This window comes from Billgrantia sp. Q4P2 (assembly GCF_052806135.1).
The window spans coordinates 1-18,796 of sequence record NZ_JBRBAI010000015.1; the positions used below are offsets into that span (position 1 = coordinate 1).

Annotated in this window: 18 protein-coding genes; 13 read left to right on the plus strand and 5 right to left on the minus strand. The window is 65.2% G+C overall.

Annotation, left to right across the window (positions count from 1 at the left end):
* Positions 1-250 precede the first annotated feature (250 nt).
* Positions 251-1,450, minus strand: coding sequence for a tyrosine--tRNA ligase (gene tyrS / locus ACUY1T_RS19635; protein ID WP_446025251.1), 1,200 nt, complete (start codon positions 1,448-1,450; stop codon positions 251-253).
* 111 nt (positions 1,451-1,561) lie between these two features.
* Between tyrS and ACUY1T_RS19640 the strand changes: the two genes are divergently transcribed.
* A complete protein-coding gene (locus ACUY1T_RS19640; protein ID WP_446025252.1) occupies positions 1,562-2,692 on the plus strand; it encodes an anhydro-N-acetylmuramic acid kinase in 1,131 nt (376 codons plus the stop codon).
* A 78-nt stretch (positions 2,693-2,770) separates the two neighbouring features.
* On the opposite strand, the gene ACUY1T_RS19645 is transcribed toward ACUY1T_RS19640, so the two are convergent.
* Together ACUY1T_RS19645 and ACUY1T_RS19650 are read right to left on the minus strand one after the other, a co-directional pair.
* Positions 2,771-3,913, minus strand: coding sequence for a PilT/PilU family type 4a pilus ATPase (locus tag ACUY1T_RS19645; RefSeq protein WP_446025253.1), 1,143 nt, complete (start codon positions 3,911-3,913; stop codon positions 2,771-2,773).
* Between the two features lie 29 nt (positions 3,914-3,942).
* The gene (locus ACUY1T_RS19650; RefSeq protein WP_446025254.1) at positions 3,943-4,977 is read right to left on the minus strand and encodes a type IV pilus twitching motility protein PilT; all 1,035 of its coding nucleotides are present in this window, start codon (positions 4,975-4,977) and stop codon (positions 3,943-3,945) included.
* 78 nt (positions 4,978-5,055) lie between these two features.
* On the opposite strand from ACUY1T_RS19650, the gene ACUY1T_RS19655 reads away from it, so the two are divergent.
* The 7 genes from ACUY1T_RS19655 to ACUY1T_RS19685 are packed head-to-tail and all read left to right on the plus strand — an operon-like array spanning position 5,056 to position 9,940.
* A complete protein-coding gene (locus ACUY1T_RS19655; RefSeq protein WP_446025256.1) occupies positions 5,056-5,766 on the plus strand; it encodes a YggS family pyridoxal phosphate-dependent enzyme in 711 nt (236 codons plus the stop codon).
* 60 nt (positions 5,767-5,826) lie between these two features.
* A complete protein-coding gene (gene proC / locus ACUY1T_RS19660; RefSeq protein WP_446025257.1) occupies positions 5,827-6,651 on the plus strand; it encodes a pyrroline-5-carboxylate reductase in 825 nt (274 codons plus the stop codon).
* Positions 6,652-6,707: 56 nt separating this feature from the next.
* Entirely contained in the window at positions 6,708-7,298 is a 591-nt protein-coding gene (locus ACUY1T_RS19665; protein ID WP_446025259.1) for a YggT family protein, read from the plus strand.
* 48 nt (positions 7,299-7,346) lie between these two features.
* Entirely contained in the window at positions 7,347-8,504 is a 1,158-nt protein-coding gene (gene metX / locus ACUY1T_RS19670; RefSeq protein WP_446025260.1) for a homoserine O-succinyltransferase MetX, read from the plus strand.
* A complete protein-coding gene (metW, locus tag ACUY1T_RS19675; RefSeq protein WP_446025329.1) occupies positions 8,504-9,106 on the plus strand; it encodes a methionine biosynthesis protein MetW in 603 nt (200 codons plus the stop codon). The genes metX and metW overlap by 1 nt, the downstream gene beginning before the upstream one ends.
* Before the next feature lie 34 nt (positions 9,107-9,140).
* Complete coding sequence (locus ACUY1T_RS19680; RefSeq protein WP_446025261.1) at positions 9,141-9,602, plus strand: DUF4426 domain-containing protein; 462 nt, start codon at positions 9,141-9,143, stop codon at positions 9,600-9,602.
* An 8-nt stretch (positions 9,603-9,610) separates the two neighbouring features.
* A complete protein-coding gene (locus ACUY1T_RS19685; RefSeq protein ID WP_446025262.1) occupies positions 9,611-9,940 on the plus strand; it encodes a Rieske (2Fe-2S) protein in 330 nt (109 codons plus the stop codon).
* Here the strand turns inward: ACUY1T_RS19685 and sfsA are convergent.
* Together sfsA and ACUY1T_RS19695 are read right to left on the minus strand one after the other, a co-directional pair.
* Positions 9,899-10,657: a DNA/RNA nuclease SfsA gene (sfsA, locus tag ACUY1T_RS19690; protein ID WP_446025263.1), complete on the minus strand. Its 759-nt coding sequence runs from the start codon at positions 10,655-10,657 to the stop codon at positions 9,899-9,901. The two genes, ACUY1T_RS19685 and sfsA, sit on opposite strands and share 42 nt — an antisense overlap.
* 10 nt (positions 10,658-10,667) lie before the next feature.
* Entirely contained in the window at positions 10,668-11,828 is a 1,161-nt protein-coding gene (locus tag ACUY1T_RS19695; protein WP_446025264.1) for an aminotransferase class I/II-fold pyridoxal phosphate-dependent enzyme, read from the minus strand.
* 227 nt (positions 11,829-12,055) lie between these two features.
* On the opposite strand from ACUY1T_RS19695, the gene dksA reads away from it, so the two are divergent.
* From dksA to ACUY1T_RS19720, 5 genes are all read left to right on the plus strand, one after another.
* Complete coding sequence (gene dksA / locus ACUY1T_RS19700; RefSeq protein WP_167119305.1) at positions 12,056-12,493, plus strand: RNA polymerase-binding protein DksA; 438 nt, start codon at positions 12,056-12,058, stop codon at positions 12,491-12,493.
* An 87-nt stretch (positions 12,494-12,580) separates the two neighbouring features.
* Positions 12,581-13,459 carry a tRNA glutamyl-Q(34) synthetase GluQRS gene (gene gluQRS, locus ACUY1T_RS19705; protein ID WP_446025266.1) on the plus strand — a complete coding sequence of 293 codons (879 nt, stop codon included), beginning with the start codon at positions 12,581-12,583 and terminating at the stop codon, positions 13,457-13,459.
* A 9-nt stretch (positions 13,460-13,468) separates the two neighbouring features.
* A complete protein-coding gene (locus ACUY1T_RS19710; protein WP_197448823.1) occupies positions 13,469-13,645 on the plus strand; it encodes a hypothetical protein in 177 nt (58 codons plus the stop codon).
* Positions 13,635-16,592 (plus strand): ATP-binding protein, encoded by a 2,958-nt coding sequence (locus ACUY1T_RS19715; RefSeq protein WP_446025268.1) that lies wholly within the window; start codon positions 13,635-13,637, stop codon positions 16,590-16,592. The genes ACUY1T_RS19710 and ACUY1T_RS19715 overlap by 11 nt, the downstream gene beginning before the upstream one ends.
* Positions 16,570-17,961, plus strand: a complete 1,392-nt coding sequence (locus ACUY1T_RS19720) for a sigma-54-dependent transcriptional regulator (RefSeq protein ID WP_446025269.1) — start codon at positions 16,570-16,572, stop codon at positions 17,959-17,961. The genes ACUY1T_RS19715 and ACUY1T_RS19720 overlap by 23 nt, the downstream gene beginning before the upstream one ends.
* The last annotated feature ends 835 nt before the right edge of the window (positions 17,962-18,796 follow it).

Genomic DNA, 18,796 nt, shown 5'->3' on the forward strand with positions numbered 1-18,796 from the left:
CAGCGGATGCGTACTTTACGGTTTTCCCCGCGCCCCTGCAAGGGCCGTTTGTAAAAAAGTTTCAGGACGATGACGGAGCCGTGATGAGCCGGGGAAGCCAGGCTGCCCACCAGCGTTTTCCACAGGCGCTCGCGCCCAAGGGCCTGTGGATGAAACGACGCTGCCGCCAGAGACGACAACGCCCGCACAGGGCGGGCGTTGGCAGAGCAACTGACTTGTAATCAGTTGCTCCGGGAAGCAGCGGAATGGCTCAGCGCAGCGTCACCCTGGCGTAGCGTTTCTTGCCCGCCTGGATCACGTAGCTCCTGCCGATATCGAGCATGTGCTCCTTGGCGACCACTTCGCCGTCGACCTTGACCCGGCCGTTGCCGAGCATGTCCTTGGCCTGGGCGCTGTTGTTGGCCAGGCCAGCCCGGTTGAGCACCGCGGCGATCGGGGCTTGTGCGCTGCCTTCGAAGTCGACCTCCACCTCGGGCAGGTCTTCGGGCAGCTCGCCCTCGGCCAGGCGGTTACCCGCCGACTTGTGAGCGTTGGCCGCGGCCTCTTCGCCGTGGTAGCGGCCGATCAGCTCCCGTGCCAGGACCATCTTGATGTCCCGGGGATTGGCACCGGCCTCGACGTCGCGCTTGAGCGCCTCGATCTCTTCGTTGGATTTCAGCGAGAGCAGCTCGAAGTAGCGCCACATGAGGCTGTCAGGCATGGATACGAGCTTATTGAACATCGCGCCCGGCGCCTCATCGACGCCGACGTAGTTGCCCAACGATTTCGACATCTTCTGTACGCCGTCGAGCCCCTCGAGCAGCGGCATGGTGATGACCACCTGCGGCTCCATGCCGAAGTGCTTCTGAATCTCGCGCCCCATCAGCAGGTTGAACTTCTGGTCGGTGCCGCCCATCTCGATGTCGGCCTCGAGCGCCACGGAGTCGTAGCCCTGCACCAGCGGGTAGAGAAACTCATGGATGGAGATGGGCTGGCCGGATTTGTAGCGCTTGTCGAAGTCATCGCGCTCGAGCATGCGCGCCACGGTACTCTGGGCCGCCAGCTCGATCATCTTGGCCGCGCTAAGCTCGCCGAACCATTCGGAGTTGAAGCGCACCTCGGTCTTGTCGGGGTCGAGGATCTTGAACACCTGCTCCTTGTAGGTCTGGGCGTTGGCGCGGACCTCCTCCTCGGTGAGCGGCTTGCGGGTGACGTTCTTGCCGGTGGGGTCGCCGATGCGCCCGGTGAAGTCGCCGATCAGGAAGATGATCTGGTGGCCCAGGTCCTGGAACTGGCGCATCTTGGTCAGCAGCACGCTGTGACCGAGGTGAAGATCGGGAGCCGTGGGGTCGAAGCCCGCCTTGATGCGCAGCTTGCGGCCGGATTCGAGCTTCTTGACCAGCTCGTCCTCCAGCAGGATCTCCTGGGTGCCTCGCTTCAGCAGCGCCAGTGCGCTTGCGACCTCGCTCATCGTCTCCCACTCCAAATACGTTGATCGCCCGTGCGGGCAGGGTCCATCGAATGGGGGACGATGGTAGCATGACTTGATGCCCTGCGGGGCCCCCAGCGTAGGGAGAGAAACATGGCACTGTTCGTGGGCTTGATGTCCGGCACCAGCCTGGACGGCATCGATGCTGCCCTGGTCGAGATCGACGCGATGAGCCAGCCGCGGCTGCTCGCCACCCATGCGGTAGCGATGCCCGAATCCCTACATGAGCAGCTATTGAGGCTTTGCCAGGCCGAACGGGTTGCCTTCGCAGAACTGGCCAGCGCCGAGGACGCCTTCAGCCGGCTACAGGCCGCTGCCGTCCTGCGACTACTCGAAGACAAGGGCATCGCAGCCGAGCAAGTCACTGCCATCGGTAGCCACGGCCAGACCATCGAGCACGCGCCCTGGGGCCACGTCGAGGGACCCGCCTACACGCTTCAGCTCGACAACCCCAGCCTGCTCGCCGAGCTAACCGGGTGCACCGTGGTAGCCGACTTCCGCCGCCGCGACCTGGCCGCCGGCGGCCAGGCCGCCCCCTTGGCTCCGGCCTTCCATGAGGCGCTGTTCCGACGTGCGGGACAGTGGCAACTGGTACTCAACCTGGGAGGCTTCGCCAACCTGACGCTGCTGCCGCCAACGGAAAGCGACGCCGAGGTGATCGGCTTCGATACCGGGCCTGCCAATGCCCTGCTCGATGCCTGGCATGCGCGTCAACGCGGCGGGCGCTTCGATACTAACGGTGACTGGGCGGCCTCGGGCCAGGTAGATGAGGCGCTCCTGGAACGCTTACTGGGCGAGCCTTTCTTTCATCGCCCACCGCCACGCAGCACCGGCCGGGAGCTGTTTCACCTCGACTGGCTCCAAAGCCACCTGACGGGGAAAGAGAACCCCGCAGACGTACAGGCGACCCTGGCGGAGCTGACCGCCACCAGCGTGGCACTGGGTATCGAAATGGCGCGGGAGATCACCGCCGCACCTGCGGCCTCAGCGCTGATTCCCTGTGGCGGCGGTGCACACAATCGCGATCTGCTTGGCCGCCTGGCCCGCCATTTGCCCGAGACCGCGCTGGTGCCCAGCAGCGATTGGGGCTGGCCGGCCGACTGGCTCGAGGCCGGCGCCTTCGCCTGGCTCGCCTGGCGCCGCCTGGAAGGGCTACCCGGCAACCTGCCCAGCGTCACCGGCGCTGCCGGCACCAGAGTTCTCGGCGGCGTCTACGCACCCTGAAGGAAGCGCTGTAGCATTAGGCGAGCCGTTGGAGCGCAACGCAGCGATTCAGCCGTGCGGCCAATGATTCAGTGCTTCCTAGAAGTCGTCGTCGTCGCGCAGCGATAGCCGCTGCGCACCATCCTGGGCCTTGGCCAGCACGTCGCTCTTCTCGTCACCGTACTTGATCATCATGCGCAGCTCGTTGGCCGAGTCGGCGTGCACCATGGCCACCTCCTCGCTGATCTTGCCCGCCTTGTAGAGATCGAACAGCGCCTGGTCGAAGGTCTGCATGCCCTGATCGCGCGAGCGGGCCATGACGTTCTTGATCTCCCCCACATCGCCCTTGCGAATGAGATCGGCGATCAGGGGCGTGCGCAGCAGGATCTCGATGGCCGGGCAGCGCCCGCCGTCTCGGGTCGGCAGCAGCTGCTGCGCAACGATGGCATGCAGGTTGAGCGACAGATCAAGCCAGATCTGCTCGTGGCGCTCGTGCGGGAAGAAATGGATGATGCGGTCCAGCGCCTGGTTGGCATTGTTTGCATGCAGGGTCGCCAGGCACAGGTGACCCGTCTCGGCAAAGGTCAGTGCGTGCTCCATGGTTTCACGGGTACGCACCTCACCGATCAGGACCACGTCCGGCGCCTGACGCAGGGTGTTCTTGAGCGCCACTTCGAACGACTCGGTATCGATGCCCACCTCGCGCTGGTTGATGATCGCCTTCTTGTGCGGATGCACGTACTCGATGGGGTCCTCGACGCTGATGATGTGCCCGCCCACGGTTTCGTTGCGCTGCTGGATCATCGACGCCAGAGTGGTCGACTTGCCGGTACCGGTACCGCCCACCACGAACACCAGCCCGCGCTTGAGGTTGGCCAGTTCGCCCAGCTGGGGCGGCAGGGAGAGTTCTTCGAGGTGAGGAATCTCGTAGGCAATGCGCCGGATGACCATGGCCCACTGGTTGCGCTGCTGGAAGGCACTGACCCGAAATCGCCCACGACCGGAGAGGCTCAGGGCGAAGTTGGCCTCGCGCTCCTGCTGGAAGCGCTCCTTGAGCCCCTCCGGCAAGGCCACGTTGACCAGCTCGCGCACCTGCTCCACCGAGAGCCGCTGGTCGCCAAGAGCGGTAAGCTTGCCGGCGGTCTTGATGGTGGGTGGCGCCTGCACCGAGATCAGCAGGTCCGAGGCCTCCTGTCGGGCCATGATATCGAGCAGCTGCTCCAGCCATTCTTGTGCTTTCATCTCCCGCTCCCCTTGTCCAATAGCCTGGATCAGCTAGCCAGCGCACTCTTGGCGCGGGCCTGGGCCTCGTCGCGATTGACCACGTTCTCGGCCACCAGCTTGGCCAAGGCGGCATCGAGGGTTTGCATGCCCTGGTTGCCGCCGGTCTGGATGGCCGAGTAGATCTGCGCCACCTTGTCTTCGCGAATGAGGTTGCGCACCGCCGCATTGGCGACAAGGATCTCGTGAGCCGCCACGCGGCCGCCGCTGCGACGCTTGAGCAGTGTCTGGGAGATCACCGCCTGCAGCGACTCCGACAGCATCGAGCGCACCATGGCCTTCTCCTCACCGGGAAAGACATCGATGATACGGTCGATGGTCTTGGCCGCCGAGGTGGTATGCAGGGTACCAAATACCAGATGACCGGTCTCGGCGGCGGTGAGCGCCAGCCGGATGGTCTCGAGGTCACGCATCTCGCCGACCAGAATCACATCGGGATCCTCGCGCAGTGCGCTGCGCAGCGCCTGGGCGAAGCCGTGGGTGTCGCGATGCACCTCGCGCTGATTGATCAGGCAGCGCTTGCTGCGATGCACGAACTCCACCGGGTCTTCGATCGTCAGGATGTGGTCGTAACGGTGATCGTTGATATAGTCGATCATGGCGGCCAGGGTCGTGCTCTTGCCCGAGCCGGTGGGGCCAGTGACCAGCACCAGGCCGCGTGGCAGCAATGCCAGGCGACGGAAGACATCGCCCAGCTCCAGGTCCTCCATGGTCAGCACCTCGCTGGGGATGGTGCGAAACACCGCGCCGGCCCCACGCGCCTGGTTGAAGGCGTTGACCCGGAAACGCGCGACGCCGGGGACCTCGAAGGAGAAGTCGGTCTCGAAGAACTCCTCGTAGTCGCGGCGCTGGCGGTCACCCATGATGTCGTAGATCAGTTTGCGGACTTCACGGTCTTCCATGGCCGGCACATTGAGGCGGCGGATGTCGCCGTCGACCCGAATCATCGGTGGCAGGCCGGCCGATAGATGCAGGTCGGAGGCGTTCTGCTTTGCCGAGAACGCCAGCAGTTCGGTAATATCCATGCGATTCCCCTGCTCCCCGGTTAAGGTTCTTGCGAGTATGACAGACCTTGTGGACATGACGGACTTCATGTGGATGAGATGACGGATACCATGCTTTCCGAGTCGCTGGCCAGTGCCCGCAGGCGTCTGGCCGAGGCCTTGGCGTCAGCTGAGAGACCGGCCGATGCGGCCAGGCTGCTTGCGGTCAGCAAGACCAAGCCGGCCGGCATGGTCCGTGAAGCCTGGGAGCTAGGCCAGCGGGAATTCGGCGAGAACTATGTGCAAGAGGCACTGGAGAAGCAGACCGAGCTTGCCGACCTGGGCGATATCGTCTGGCACTTCATCGGCCCGCTGCAGGCCAACAAGACGCGAGCCGTGGCCGAGCATTTCGACTGGGTACACAGCGTCGATCGCGAGAAGATCGCCCGGCGCCTGAACGACCAGCGTCCCGAGGGGCTGGGTCCGCTCGAAGTCTGCCTGCAGGTCAATGTCAGCGACGAAGCCAGCAAGTCGGGTGTCACCTTCGATGAGCTGGAAAGCCTGGCGCAGGCGGTACTCTCGATGCCCAGGCTACGTCTACGTGGGCTGATGGCCATTCCGGCCCCGGCCGCTGGTCTGGCAAGTCAGCGAGCACCCCTGGCACGGCTGCGCCAGGCTCTGGAGACGCTGCGCCAGCGCTTTCCCGAGGCGCCGCTGGATACCCTGTCGATGGGCATGAGCGACGACCTGGAAGCCGCCGTGCTGGAAGGCGCCACCCTGGTGCGGCTGGGCACGGCCATCTTCGGCGCACGGGACACCTCGCGTCGCTAGTAGACGCATCCGCACCGGCCATGAGCCGGTCGCACGATAACAGCAAAAGGACAGATCGCAATGGCCAGCAGAGTCACTTTCATTGGCGCCGGCAACATGGCCAGCGCCATCATCGGCGGAATGATCGACAACGGCCATCCGGCCACCGCCATCACCGCCACCTCGCCCAGCGATGCCTTCCTGGCGCCGATCCACGAGCGTTTCGGCATCCGCACCAATACCGACAACACCGCCGCGGTGCGCGATGCCGACATCGTGGTGCTGGCGGTGAAGCCGCAGGTGATGCGCGACGTCTGCGAGGGGCTGCGCGACACCCTGCAGCGTCAGCGCCCCTTGATCATCTCGGTGGCGGCCGGACTTACCGCCGCATCGATGCAGGCCTGGATGGGTGGTGGCCTGCCGCTGGTGCGCTGCATGCCGAACACACCTTCGCTGGTCGGTGCCGGCGCCGCTGGACTATTCGCCACACCCGAGGTCAGCGCCGAGCAGCGCGACCAGGCCACCGAACTGCTCGAGGCCGTGGGGCTGGTCGAGTGGGTGGAGGAGGAGGGCTTGCTGGATGCGGTCACCGCCGTGTCGGGCAGCGCTCCCGCCTACTTCTTCTTGATGTTCGAAGCCATGGAAGAGGCCGGGGTCAAGCTCGGCCTGCCGGCCGAGACCGCACGTCGCCTGGCGATTCAGACGGCCCTGGGTGCGGCCCGTATGGCGCAAGAGAGCGAACTCACCCCGGATCGCCTCAAGCGCAACGTGATGTCGCCCGGCGGCACCACCGAGCGCGCCGTGGAACACCTCGAGCAGGCCGGCCTGCGGAGTATCTTGGCCGAGGCCATGGAGGCGTGTGCCGCCCGCGCCCGCGAGATGGCCGAAGAACTCGGCAAGCGTTAGCCTTTCAGGCCGCCCGCAGCAAGAGGCGGCCATCTTGACGACATGGAGGAGCCCACATGGGCCAAATGGGAAATGCCGGCCTGCTGCTGGTCAACACCCTGCTCAATATCTACCTGTTCCTGATGATGCTGCGCTTCCTGCTGCAGGCATCCCAGGCCGACTACTACAATCCCATTAGCCAGTCGGTAGTGAAGATCACCCAGCCGGTCGTCCGGCCTTTCCAGGGCTTCCTCGGCCCGGTGTTGGGGCGCTTCGACCTGGCGACCCTGGCCGCGGCCTTCGTGCTCAAGGCGGTCAGCATCGTGGTGATCCTGCAGATCGCCGGCATCGGCATGCCACCGATCACCCAGGTGGCGATCGGTGCCATGGCCGCCATTGCCAATGCCATTCTCAAGATCTATTTCTTCGCCCTGATCGTGATGATCGTCCTGAGCTGGGTCGCCCCCAATGCGAGCCACCCCGGAGCGCTGCTGGTCATGCAGCTGGTGGAACCGATCATGGCACCGGTGCGCAAGGTCATCCCGCCACTGGGTATGATCGACCTGTCGCCGATCGTGGTTTTCATTGCCATCAGCATCATCGATGGTGTCGTGGTCGGCGCGCTGACTCGTGCCGCCGGCATCGCCGGCGCCCTGGTAGGCCTGTAAGACGCCGTTCGCCCATGGCGACCCCAACGACAGGACACAGAACGACACATGCCCGAGTTTCCCGATGACTCGGTCGGCCTGGTGACGCCGCAGACGGCGCACTTCGACGACCCCCTGGCCCTCGCCTGCGGCAGGACCTTGCCCGCCTACGATCTCGTCTACGAGACCTATGGCACGCTCAACGCCGAGCGCTCCAATGCGGTGCTGATCTGCCACGCCTTGTCGGGGCACCACCATGCCGCCGGCTACCATGACGTCGACGAGCGCAAGCCAGGCTGGTGGGACGCCCATATCGGCCCGGGCAAGTCCATCGATACCAACCGCTTCTTCGTGGTGTCGCTAAACAACCTGGGCGGCTGTCACGGCAGTACCGGACCGATCAGCGAGAACCCCGCGACAGGGCGCCAATGGGGTCCCGACTTCCCCATGGTCACAGTGAGCGATTGGGTGCACAGCCAGGCGCGCCTGGCCGAGCGCCTGGGCATAGAGCGCTTCGCTGCCGTGGTCGGCGGCAGCCTGGGCGGTATGCAGGTGCTGCAGTGGACACTGGTCTATCCCGAGCGGGTCGCCAACGCCGTGATCATCGCCGCCACCCCCAAGCTCTCGGCGCAGAACATCGCCTTCAACGAGGTGGCGCGCCAGGCGATCCGCTCCGACCCCGACTTCCATGATGGCTGGTATGCCGAGCATGGTACCGCCCCGCGTCGCGGCCTCAAGCTGGCGCGCATGGTGGGGCACATCACCTACCTTTCGGAAGATGCCATGGGCAGCAAGTTCGGCCGCGACCTGCGCAGCCAGGACCTGAACTTCGGCTATGACGTCGAGTTCCAGGTCGAGTCCTACCTGCGCTACCAGGGCGATACCTTCTCCACCACCTTCGATGCCAATACCTACCTGCTGATGACCAAGGCGCTGGACTACTTCGATCCGGCGGCGGAGCACGGCGGCGTGTTGGCCGACGCCGTCGCGCCCAGCCAGTGCCCCTTCCTGGTGGTGAGCTTCACCAGTGACTGGCGCTTCCCGCCGTCGCGCTCGCGCGAGCTGGCCAACGCCCTGACCCGTGCCGGCAAGCCGGTGAGCTACGTCAACATCGACTCGCCTCACGGCCATGATGCCTTCCTGCTGCCGGAGCCGCGCTACCAGGCGGTGTTCGCCGCGTTCATGTCGCGAGCCGCCCGTGAGCTGGGCCTGGAGGAGACCGCATGATGCGCGCCGATCTGGAGCTGATTCATCGCTGGGTGCCCGAAGGCGCCCACATTCTTGACCTGGCCTGCGGTGACGGCACCCTGCTCGAGGCCCTGGCGCGCGACAAGCGTGTGACCGGATACGGCCTGGAGATCGACCCGGAAGGCATCACCGCCTGTATCGCCAAGGGGGTCAGTGTGCTGGAGCAGAACCTCGACGAGGGCCTGGTCAACTTCGAGGACGACACCTACGACCTGGTGGTCATGACCCAGGCGCTGCAGGCGCTGCGCCGTCCCGATCGCATGCTCGACGAAATGTTGCGTGTGGCCAGGGAATGCATCATCACCTTCCCCAACTTTGCCTATTGGAGGCACCGGGTGCACCTGGGCATTCGCGGCTATATGCCGGTCTCCAAGTCGCTGCCCCATGCCTGGTACGATACGCCCAACATCCACCTGTCGACCTTCAACGACTTCGAGCACCTGTGTCGTGAGAAAGAACTCAGGATCACCGACCGGGCCGTAGGGATCGGGGATCATGAAGGACACTGGGCCACGCGGCTGTGGCCCAACCTGTTCGGCGAGATAGCGATCTTTCGCGTCGAGCGCCAGAATCGCCGATGATCGCCCTCGCCGTCGGCAGCCCAAGGAGAGCGCAATGCTGAAATTTATTCTGTCGTGTCATCGTGCTCTGGCCGTTGCCCTGCTGCTGGGGCTGCTGCCGCTTTCGAGCCAGGCCCAGCAGTTCGAGCAGGTCGGCGACTACCAGATCCACTACAGCGCCGTGAGCACCAGCTTCCTGCCTCAGTCCGTGGCCGAGGCTCATGGCATCCAGCGCAGTCCGGCCATGGCGCTGCTCAATGTCAGCGTGCTCGAGGAGGTCGATGGCGAGCTGCGTCCGGTCAACGCGCCGGTAAGCGGTACGGTGGGCGAGGCCCAGGGTCGGGAACGTGCTGCGCTGAACTTCCGCACCCTGCGCGAGGGCAACACCCAGTCGCAGGTGGCGGTCTTTCGCATCCGTGACGACGAGCCCATGCACTTCGCGCTCGAGGTGCGCTACGACCGTAATCGCGAGCCAGCCGAGGTAAACTTCATTCAGCGTTTTCATATCGACCGCTGAGTCGCCAAATGCCGCAACCCATCGCCCACCTCGAGCAGTTCGAAGCCTCGCCCTCGCGCGGCCTGACGCTACCCGATGGGAGAAACGCCTTCATCGTGCGCGTGCACGGTCGGGTCAGCGCCTTCGTCAATCGCTGCCCACACCAGCGGGTGCCGCTGAACCTGCCGGACGGGGCGTTTCTCGACGCGGGCGGCGAGTTGATCCAGTGCGGCATGCACGGGGCGCTGTTCCTGCCCGAAAGCGGCGAGTGCGTGTTCGGCCCCTGCCAGGGCCGCTTCCTGGAGCCTGTGGCGATCTCAATCGACGCCGAGGGCAATGTCTACTTGGCGAGTAAGTGACACCGAAAGCCGGGCGCTCAGGGTGATCGACACCGGCCGGCCCTCGCGCCAGCCGATCTCGCAGCCGTGTGCCACGACTTCCACCCCACGCTCGACTACCGCCTTGAGCGTCGCGGCGTAGGCCGAGTCGAGATGCGCCGCCGGTGCCACGTCGCGAATGCCGGTGTGGGCCACGCAGAACAACAGCACCGCGCGCTGGCCCTGCTCGGCCAGGGCCGCCAGTGCCAGCAGGTGCTTGCGCCCACGCTCGCTCACCGCATCGGGGAAATAGCCGTGCCCGTCGCTCTCCTTGAGCGTTACCTGCTTGACCTCGACGAAGGCGGCGCCCTGTACAGGATCATCGAGGCGAAAGTCGAGCCGCGCCCCCTCCACCTTGGCCTCGCGTTTCAACGTGGTATAGCCGGACAGCGCAGGCACCTGCCCGGCATTCAGCGCCTCCTCGACGATGCGATTGGTACGCCCGGTATGCACCGAAGCCAGCGCCACGCTGCCGTCGGGCTGGGTCAGCTCGATCAGCTCCCAGGTCCAGGCCAGCTTGCGCGCCGGATTGTCGCTCGGCGCCAGCCACACGCGGCAGCCAGGTACGTTCACCGCCCGCATCGAGCCGGTGTTGGGGCAGTGCGCCATCACTTCGCGGCCGTCGTCGAGGCGCACGTCAGCCAGGAAGCGCTTGTAGCGACGCAGCAGTATGCCGGGCACCAGGACAGGATATTCCACGGCTCGCCTCCTACTGCCGCGCCAGGAAGCGCTCGAGCCGGCTTACCGCCTCCTCCAGCCGCGCGATGCCCGTGGTGAAAGCGATACGCACGTGGTGCTCGCCGCCGCACACGGCGAAGTCGACCCCGGGCGTGATGGCGACGTTCTCCTCTTCCAGCAGGCGCTGGCAGAAGGCCTGGCTGTCGCGGCTATAGCGAGAGATGTCGAGCCACAGGTAGAAAGCTCCCTGGGGCGGCAGCGACGGCGCCAAGTCCAGGCGGGCCAGCCCGGCCAGCAGCGCATCGCGGCGGCGACCGAGTTCGACCCGCCGGCTTTCGAGCAGCTCTCGACACTCGGGGGTGAAAGCCGCCAGTGCCGCATGCTGGGCCGGGGTGGGGGCGGCCAGGAAGACGTTCTGGGCCAGCCGGGTCAGCGGCTCCACAGCCTCCTCCGGAGCCAGGAGCCAGCCCAGGCGCCAGCCGGTCATGCCGAAGTACTTGGAGAAGCTGTTGACCACGAAGGCGCCGGACGTGAGCGACGCCACCGACAGCGGCTCGATGTCGTAGCTGAGCCCCTGGTAGATCTCGTCCACCAGCAAGTGGCCCCCCTTGGCCGCCACCGTGTCGATGACACGCTTCAACTGTGCCTCATCGAGCATATGGCCGGTAGGGTTGGAGGGTGTAGCGAGCATCGCTAGCCGAGTGGTGTCGCGCCAGTGGCTCGCGATCAGTTCGGCATCGAGCTGCCAGCCGCTTTCCAGGCCGACGGGGACGGTGTCCACTTCGGCGCCGGCCAGGGCCATGAAGTGCCGATTGCAAGGGTAGTTGGGGTCGGCCATCAGGACCCGGTCACCGGGACCCACCAGCAGCTGACTGGCCAGCAGCAGCGCGCCAGAAGCGCCGGGAGTGACCAGGATGCGCCGGGGGTCGACGTCGGCGCCGAAGTGCTCGCCGTAGTGGCCAGCAATCGCCTTGCGCAGTGCCGGCAGCCCCGTGGCCGGGCTATAGCGCGTGAGCCCCGCCGCCAGCGCCTCGCACCCGGCCGCCACCACCGGCTCGGGGGTGGGGAAGTCGGGCTCTCCCACTTCGAGATGAATGACGTCGTGCCCGGCCGCCTCGCGCGCCTGGGCGGCCTCCAGCAGACTCATCACACGAAAGGGGGCGACGCGTTCAACGCGCGGATTCCACGACATCTAAGGCTCCTGAACAGGGATTGAACGACCACCGGTGGGCACTTCTGCCGTTTCAGCGGTCAAAAAACCATACCATCGATTCGGCCTGCTGGGAGGCCCTGCTCGCATTCGCGGGGTATTGCAAAATTCGCCGAATTCCGATAAACAAGCATGCCTTTGGCGTGAGATACCTTGCACGACGTGCGGCGGGTATTGATCAGCAGTCACTCAAGTAATGAGGCAGTCCCATGCCAGTAGCAGACAAGAAAACGGAAGCGCCCAAAAAATTCACCCCGTACGAGGCCGCACCGGGTGAAGAGTACATGAACGAGCAGCAGCTTGAGCACTTCCGACAGATCCTGCTGGGCTGGAAACAGGAGCTCATGGAAGAAGTGGATCGCACGGTGCGCCATCTGCAGGAGGAGGCGAACAACTACGCCGACCCTGCGGACCGAGCCACCCAGGAAGAGGGTTTCAGCCTGGAGCTGCGCACCCGCGACCGCGAGCGCAAACTGCTCAAGAAGATCAACGAGACGCTCGAGAAGATCGATGAGGACGACTATGGCTTCTGTGAGGCCTGCGGCGTCGAGATCGGCATTCGCCGTCTGGAGGCTCGCCCCACCGCGACCCTGTGCGTCGATTGCAAGACTCTGGCCGAGCTCAAGGAAAAGCAGCTCGGCGGCTGATGCCCACTCGCTGAGCGTCGGCTCTCTGCGCAACGGGCACCCATGGGTGCCCGTTTGCGTGTCGGCCACTGCCGTCAGGAGCCAGCCATGACCGGCTATCGCGGTCGTTTCGCCCCGACGCCTTCCGGCCCGCTGCACTTCGGCTCGCTGATCGCTGCCCTGGCCAGCTTTCTCGACGCGCGCAGGGCCGGCGGCGAATGGCTGCTGCGTATCGAGGACATCGACCCACCGCGCTGCCCTGCCGGGGCGGCCGAGGCCATCCTGCGTCAGCTCGAGGCCTTCGGCCTGCACTGGGACGGCCCGGTACTGTGGCAACATGACCGTGATGCGGCCTACGCTGCGGCACTGGAGCGGCTCGAGGCGCTGGGCCTGGCCTACCCCTGCAGCTGCTCGCGTAAGCAGTGGCGCAAACATCCGGTCTATCCCGGCTGGTGCCGCGAAGGCGTACGCGAGCCGTGCAAGCCGGTGGCCTGGCGACTGCGCAGCGACCTCGGCCTGCGCCCGGTTATATGGCAGGATCGTCTGTTCGGCGAGCAGCGCTTCGATCCGGCAGAACTCGGCGACGTGGTACTCCAGCGCAAGGATGGCTTGTGGGCCTATCAGCTCGCCGTGGTGGTGGACGATGCCGACCAGGGCATCAGCGACGTGGTCCGCGGCTTCGACCTGCTCGACAACACACCCTGGCAGCGCCAGCTACAGCATGCACTGGGGCTGCCCGAGCCGCGTTACCTGCACTTGCCCTTGATCGTCAACCACGACGGCCAGAAGCTATCCAAGCAGAACCTGGCCCCGGCGCTGCCGTTGGAAGATGATGCCGTGCGGCCACTGCTCCACCGCGCCTTGGCTGCGCTCGACCAGGCGCCGCCCGCTGAGCTGGCCACGGCGCCGGTAGGCGAGCAGCTCGCCTGGGCCAGCGGCCATTGGGAGCCTCGTCGCATCCGCCCCGAGGCCCACCGCAGGGAGTGAGGAGCGTCAATGTACGTCTATCGCATCATGCTGTTCCTGGTCTTTGGCGGCTACCTGCTGTCGCCGCTGCTGATGAGCGGCTGGTCGAGCCCAGGCGTCGCCTGGTACCGCCCCTTCGCCATCTGGGGCGTGCTGATTGCCTTGACGCTGTGGCTCGAGCAGAAGAGGAAACTCGATGAACGCTAGCCTCGCCAGCGTCTTCCTCCTGGGCACCGGCTACCTGCTGCTGATGTTTCTTTGCGCCCTGGCGGTGGAGCGGGGCTGGCTCAGCCGCAGGGTAACGCGTCATCCTGCTGTCTATACCCTGGCGCTCGGCGTCTATGCCAGTGCCTGGGCGATCTATGGCAGCCTGGAGCTGGCTGCCAGCTCGGGCTATGGCTATCTCGCTTACTATCTGGGCGCAGCGGGTGCCTTCCTGTTGGCGCCGGTACTGCTGGTACCGATCCAGCGCATGGCTCGAACCCACCAGCTCGCCTCGCTGGCCGACCTGTTCGCCTTCCGCTTCCGCTCGCGCTGGGTCGGCACCCTGATCACCGTGATCAGTCTGCTGGCGGTGCTGCCGCTGCTGGCACTGCAGGTCCAGACCCTGGGCGACGCCATCCACCTGATGACTGGTGTCGCCTCTCCGGCCCTACCCGCCCTGGCTCTGTGCACGCTGATCGCGCTGTTCGCGATGACCTTCGGCACACGACACGGCAAGGGAACCGCCCGACACGACACCCTGCTGGCCGTGATTGCGCTGACTTCAGTGGCCAAGCTCGTCGCCATGCTGGCACTGGGCGCCTTCGCCCTGTTCGTCGTCTTCGACGGTCCTGCCGACCTGCAAACCTGGCTGGATGGGCCAGGTCAGGCCTACCAGGCCAGCGTGGTGCAGCCGGACGCTGCACACTGGCGTACGCTGCTGTTGCTGTTCTTCGCTACGGCGCTGCTGATGCCACACATTTTCCACATCACCTTTGCCGAGACCCTGTCGCGACATACCCTGCTGCAGGCCAGCTGGTCGCTGCCACTGTTCCTGCTGCTGATGGCGATCCCGGTGCCACTGATCCTGTGGGCAGGGCAACGACTGGGTAGCCATGAAGTGATCGGCGCCGCCTACCTGGCCTTCGGCCTGTCCGAGTCGTTCTGGGTCCAGGCGCTGGCCTTCCTCGCCGGTCTGGCGGCAACCAGCGGCACCATGGTGATCATCGCCATGGCGCTGTCGGGCATGATCCTCAACCATGTGCTGCTGGTCGCCCACCCGCCCGAGGCCCAGCCCAACCTCTACCGTTGGCTGCGCTGGTTGCGTCGCGCGCTGATGGCCACGGTGATACTCGGCGGTTGGCTGTTCTATCGCACGGTGGGCGTCCACCATGACCTGACCACCCTGGGGCTGGCAGCCTTCGTCGGCATGGCCCAGTGCCTTCCCGGTCTGCTGGCGCTGCTCTACTGGCCGGGGGCCAACCGCAAGGGCATGGTCTCGGGCCTGGTCGTGGGCGTCCTGGTCTGGCTCGCCGGACTGTGGCTGCCACTGCTCACGGGATTGCCCACCCTGATCCTGATACCGCCTGGCATGGAGCTTCTCGCCGGCGAACCCAACTGGTACGTGGTGACCCTGGTGTCACTGGCGCTCAATGTGCTCGTCTTCATCATCATCTCGCTGGCCACGCCCACCTCCGAGGGCGAGCGCGCCGCCGCCGAGGCGTGCTCGGTGGATGCTGTGATAAGGCCCAAACGGCTGCCGTTGATCGCCACCACCGGCGAAGAGTTCAAGCAACCGTTGGCCCAAGCGCTGGGCGAGGAGGTTGCCCAGCGCGAAGTGGAGCGTGCGCTCACCGACCTCGGCATGTCGCCGCTCGACGGGCGTCCCTATGCCCTGCGCCGGCTGCGCGATCGCATACAGGCCAACCTTTCCGGGCTGATGGGCCCCTCGGTGGCCCAGGACATCGTCGACCGCTACCTGCCCTACCGGCGTAGCGGCCAGGAACCCACCGACGACATTCACTTCGTCGAGAGCCGGCTCGAAGCCTACCGCTCGCGACTGACCGGGCTCGCCCGCGAGCTCGACGGCCTGCGTCGCTACCATCGACGCATTCTCGCCCGGCTGCCGGTGGGGCTGTGCGCCTTCGGCGTCGACGACGAACTGTTGATGTGGAACGACGCCCTGGCGGAGCTCTCCGGCATCGATGGGGGAGGCGTCGTGGGCGCACGCCGCGACGGCTTGCCGGCCCCCTGGGCCGAGCTGCTGGGCCGCGCCCTGGTCGAGCCCAACGATCATCTCTACAAGCAACCGGTCGACCTCAAGGGCAGCACTCGCTACCTGACGTTCCATCGCGCCGAGCTGCAGGCTGACGACGACGTGCGCGGTGGCACCGTGATCCTGATCGAGGATCACAGCGAGATGAAATGGCTCGAGGACGAGCTGGTACATGCCGCACGGCTGGCTTCTATCGGCCAGCTGGCCGCCGGCGTGGCCCATGAGATCGGCAACCCGGTAACCGGTATCTCCTCGCTGGCCCAGAACCTGCGCTACGACACCGATGACCCAGAGGTGCTTGAGACCGCCCGCCAGATCCAGCAGTTGACCGACCGCATCTCGCGCATTGTCAGCTCGCTGGTCGGCTTCGCCCATGGCGGTCGGCACGTCAAGGGCACCACCCTGGCGCGAGTTCCGATTGCCGAGATCGCCGACGAGGCCCTGCACTTGATCCAGTTGGCACGCTCGGGCGAGGATGTTCATTACCACAACCGTTGCCCTGCCGAGTTGACGGTGCTCGGCGACACCCAGCGGCTGCAACAGGTGATGATCAACCTGCTGAGCAATGCGCGCGACGCCAGCGAACCGGGCGGAGAGGTGATCATCGACGCCGAGCCGGAAGGCGAGATGCTGAAGGTCACCGTCACCGACGAGGGGCATGGGCTCGACGACCGGGTTCGCGAGCACCTCTTCGAGCCCTTCACCACCACCAAGCCGCCTGGTGAAGGCACGGGGCTCGGCCTGCCGCTGGTCTACAGCATCATTGCCGAGCATCATGGCAGGATCGAGATCGAATCACCGCCCCCAGGGCAGGAACGCGGCACCCGCATCTGCCTGTGGCTGCCCACCGAACGAGAGGATGGTGAATATACCGATGAGCCGGATTCTGATCGTTGAAGACGAAGCCATCATCCGCACCGCATTGCGCAGGCTGCTGGAGCGCCACGACTATGAGGTCAGTGAAGCCGGCTGCGTGGATGAGGCGCTGGCCCTGGAGCCCCGCGGCTTCGACCTGGTGATCAGCGACCTGCGCCTGCCCGGCGAGCCCGGCACCGACCTGATCGAGCACGCGGCACCGGTGCCGGTATTGATCATGACCAGCTATGCCAGCATGCGCTCGGCGGTGGAATCCCTGAAACAGGGCGCGGTGGACTACGTGGCCAAGCCCTTCGACCACGACGAACTGCTGGAAACCGTCGCCCGCGTGCTTCACCAGCAGTCGTCGCATCGTGCCCCGCCCCCCGACATTACCGATGCCGGCGGTTCGCGCCAGCAGATGATCGGCGAATGCCCGGCCATGCAGGCGGTCTACACGCGCATTCGCAAGACCGCCCCGGCCGACGTCACCGTGCTGATCCAGGGTGAGTCGGGCACCGGCAAGGAGTTGGTAGCGCGCGCCATCCACCAGCAGAGCCAGCGCATCCACGCGCCGCTCATCTGCGTCAACTGCGCCGCCATTCCCGAGACCTTGATCGAGTCGGAGCTGTTCGGCCATGAGAAGGGGGCCTTCACCGGCGCCAGCGCCGCCCGTACCGGCCTGGTGGAAGCCGCCGACGGCGGCACCCTGTTTCTCGACGAGATCGGTGAGCTGCCGCTGGACGCCCAGGCACGCCTGCTACGCGTGCTGCAGGAGGGCGAGATCCGCCGCATCGGCTCGGTGGAGACCCGCCACGTCGACGTGCGCCTGATCGCCGCGACCCACCGCGACCTGCGTGCCTTGTCCAAGACCGGCGAATTCCGCCTCGATCTCTATTACCGGCTCAATGTGATGCAAATCGACCTGCCACCGCTGCGCGAGCGCGAGGACGATATCCTGCTGATCGCCGAAGTACTGCTGGAGAAAGCCTGCCGGCGCCACCGCCGTGACGGTTTGCGCCTGTCACGGGCCGCGCACCGTGTGATCCGCGATTACCCCTGGCCCGGCAACGTACGGGAGCTGGAAAATGCCCTCGAGCGTGGCGTGATCCTGGCCGAAGGCCACCTGATCCATCCCGACGACCTGGGCCTGAACCCGAGCCCGACACCTCAGCCTCGCAACGTTATCGAGACCAGACCACTACCCACCGGCCAGCCGCTGGAGGAGGAAGAGGACATCGAGGATCTTTCGCTGGAAGACTACTTTCAGCACTTCGTGTTGGAGCATCAGGACCATATGAGCGAGACCGAGCTCGCCCAGAAACTGGGGATCAGCCGCAAGTGCCTGTGGGAACGGCGCCAGCGCCTGGGCATTCCACGCAAGAAGCAGGCCCGCCGCAGTAGCGCCTAACGAGCGAAACATCCCTTCTACGACTAACGTTCAAGCGCCTCGGCCGGCTCGCCGAAGGCGCTTTTTCGTACCCAGGCGGACACGATTGCACCAGGTGTTACCTTCCCACCCAGAATTTGCCCCGGCATGGCGCAACGGGGGTAACACATCTGCTGCACCGAACAGAGAGTCGCCAGAGGGTTATTTATAAGGCCTTGTTCTATAAGGCGTAAAAACCACCTTGGCATGTGCCGTGCAACATTCAGTGCAAGAAAAACAACATCCGGCCGTCACCCGAGCCAACAACAATAACAAGGCATCAGGGAAGGCGGGGCCTGCGCCAACAATAACAATGGCAGGCTGTGAAGAGGATGCGGTCAGGGGCAACAACAACAAGACGCCCCGGGAAGAGCCGCCCTTCGCTTTTTCGCCCAACAACAACAAGACCTGAGCGAAGCACCGGATCCATCAGGACGCGATGCGCCAACCCCGGCCCACAACAAGAACAACGGCCGCAAAAGCGCACCTTCGGCAACAACATCAACAAGCCGAAGGCAGGCATACCTACTATGCCGTCGTGGTTGGATTATTGTTTTGAATACGAGGCGGTCGCAACCAGGAACGTCAACAATCACAACAACATTGTTTACCTGTGATTCTTGGTGACTGTGGTGCGTATTCAAGGCGATGCGCCATCACGAAGAAGAAACAGCCGCAAGGACGCAGCACCGTTTAGCTTGTCAGAGGAGGCCCAACGGCCTCCTCTTTTGCTATGCGCTCTCCTGCCACGGCATTGCACTGAATCCACCCGCCGCTTTGCAAGGTGTCGGCGGTCGGCTACACTCTACAACTTTCG

What these genes read in the sequence shown, in the direction of transcription:
- tyrS (WP_446025251.1), bottom strand. Translation starts at nt 1,450, where the DNA reads ATGAGCGAGGTCGCAAGCGCACTGGCGCTGCTGAAGCGAGGCACCCAG.
- ACUY1T_RS19640 (WP_446025252.1), top strand. Translation starts at nt 1,562, where the DNA reads ATGGCACTGTTCGTGGGCTTGATGTCCGGCACCAGCCTGGACGGCATC.
- ACUY1T_RS19645 (WP_446025253.1), bottom strand. Translation starts at nt 3,913, where the DNA reads ATGAAAGCACAAGAATGGCTGGAGCAGCTGCTCGATATCATGGCCCGA.
- ACUY1T_RS19650 (WP_446025254.1), bottom strand. Translation starts at nt 4,977, where the DNA reads ATGGATATTACCGAACTGCTGGCGTTCTCGGCAAAGCAGAACGCCTCC.
- ACUY1T_RS19655 (WP_446025256.1), top strand. Translation starts at nt 5,056, where the DNA reads ATGACGGATACCATGCTTTCCGAGTCGCTGGCCAGTGCCCGCAGGCGT.
- proC (WP_446025257.1), top strand. Translation starts at nt 5,827, where the DNA reads ATGGCCAGCAGAGTCACTTTCATTGGCGCCGGCAACATGGCCAGCGCC.
- ACUY1T_RS19665 (WP_446025259.1), top strand. Translation starts at nt 6,708, where the DNA reads ATGGGCCAAATGGGAAATGCCGGCCTGCTGCTGGTCAACACCCTGCTC.
- metX (WP_446025260.1), top strand. Translation starts at nt 7,347, where the DNA reads ATGCCCGAGTTTCCCGATGACTCGGTCGGCCTGGTGACGCCGCAGACG.
- metW (WP_446025329.1), top strand. Translation starts at nt 8,504, where the DNA reads ATGCGCGCCGATCTGGAGCTGATTCATCGCTGGGTGCCCGAAGGCGCC.
- ACUY1T_RS19680 (WP_446025261.1), top strand. Translation starts at nt 9,141, where the DNA reads ATGCTGAAATTTATTCTGTCGTGTCATCGTGCTCTGGCCGTTGCCCTG.
- ACUY1T_RS19685 (WP_446025262.1), top strand. Translation starts at nt 9,611, where the DNA reads ATGCCGCAACCCATCGCCCACCTCGAGCAGTTCGAAGCCTCGCCCTCG.
- ACUY1T_RS19695 (WP_446025264.1), bottom strand. Translation starts at nt 11,828, where the DNA reads ATGTCGTGGAATCCGCGCGTTGAACGCGTCGCCCCCTTTCGTGTGATG.
- dksA (WP_167119305.1), top strand. Translation starts at nt 12,056, where the DNA reads ATGCCAGTAGCAGACAAGAAAACGGAAGCGCCCAAAAAATTCACCCCG.
- gluQRS (WP_446025266.1), top strand. Translation starts at nt 12,581, where the DNA reads ATGACCGGCTATCGCGGTCGTTTCGCCCCGACGCCTTCCGGCCCGCTG.
- ACUY1T_RS19710 (WP_197448823.1), top strand. Translation starts at nt 13,469, where the DNA reads ATGTACGTCTATCGCATCATGCTGTTCCTGGTCTTTGGCGGCTACCTG.
- ACUY1T_RS19715 (WP_446025268.1), top strand. Translation starts at nt 13,635, where the DNA reads ATGAACGCTAGCCTCGCCAGCGTCTTCCTCCTGGGCACCGGCTACCTG.
- ACUY1T_RS19720 (WP_446025269.1), top strand. Translation starts at nt 16,570, where the DNA reads ATGAGCCGGATTCTGATCGTTGAAGACGAAGCCATCATCCGCACCGCA.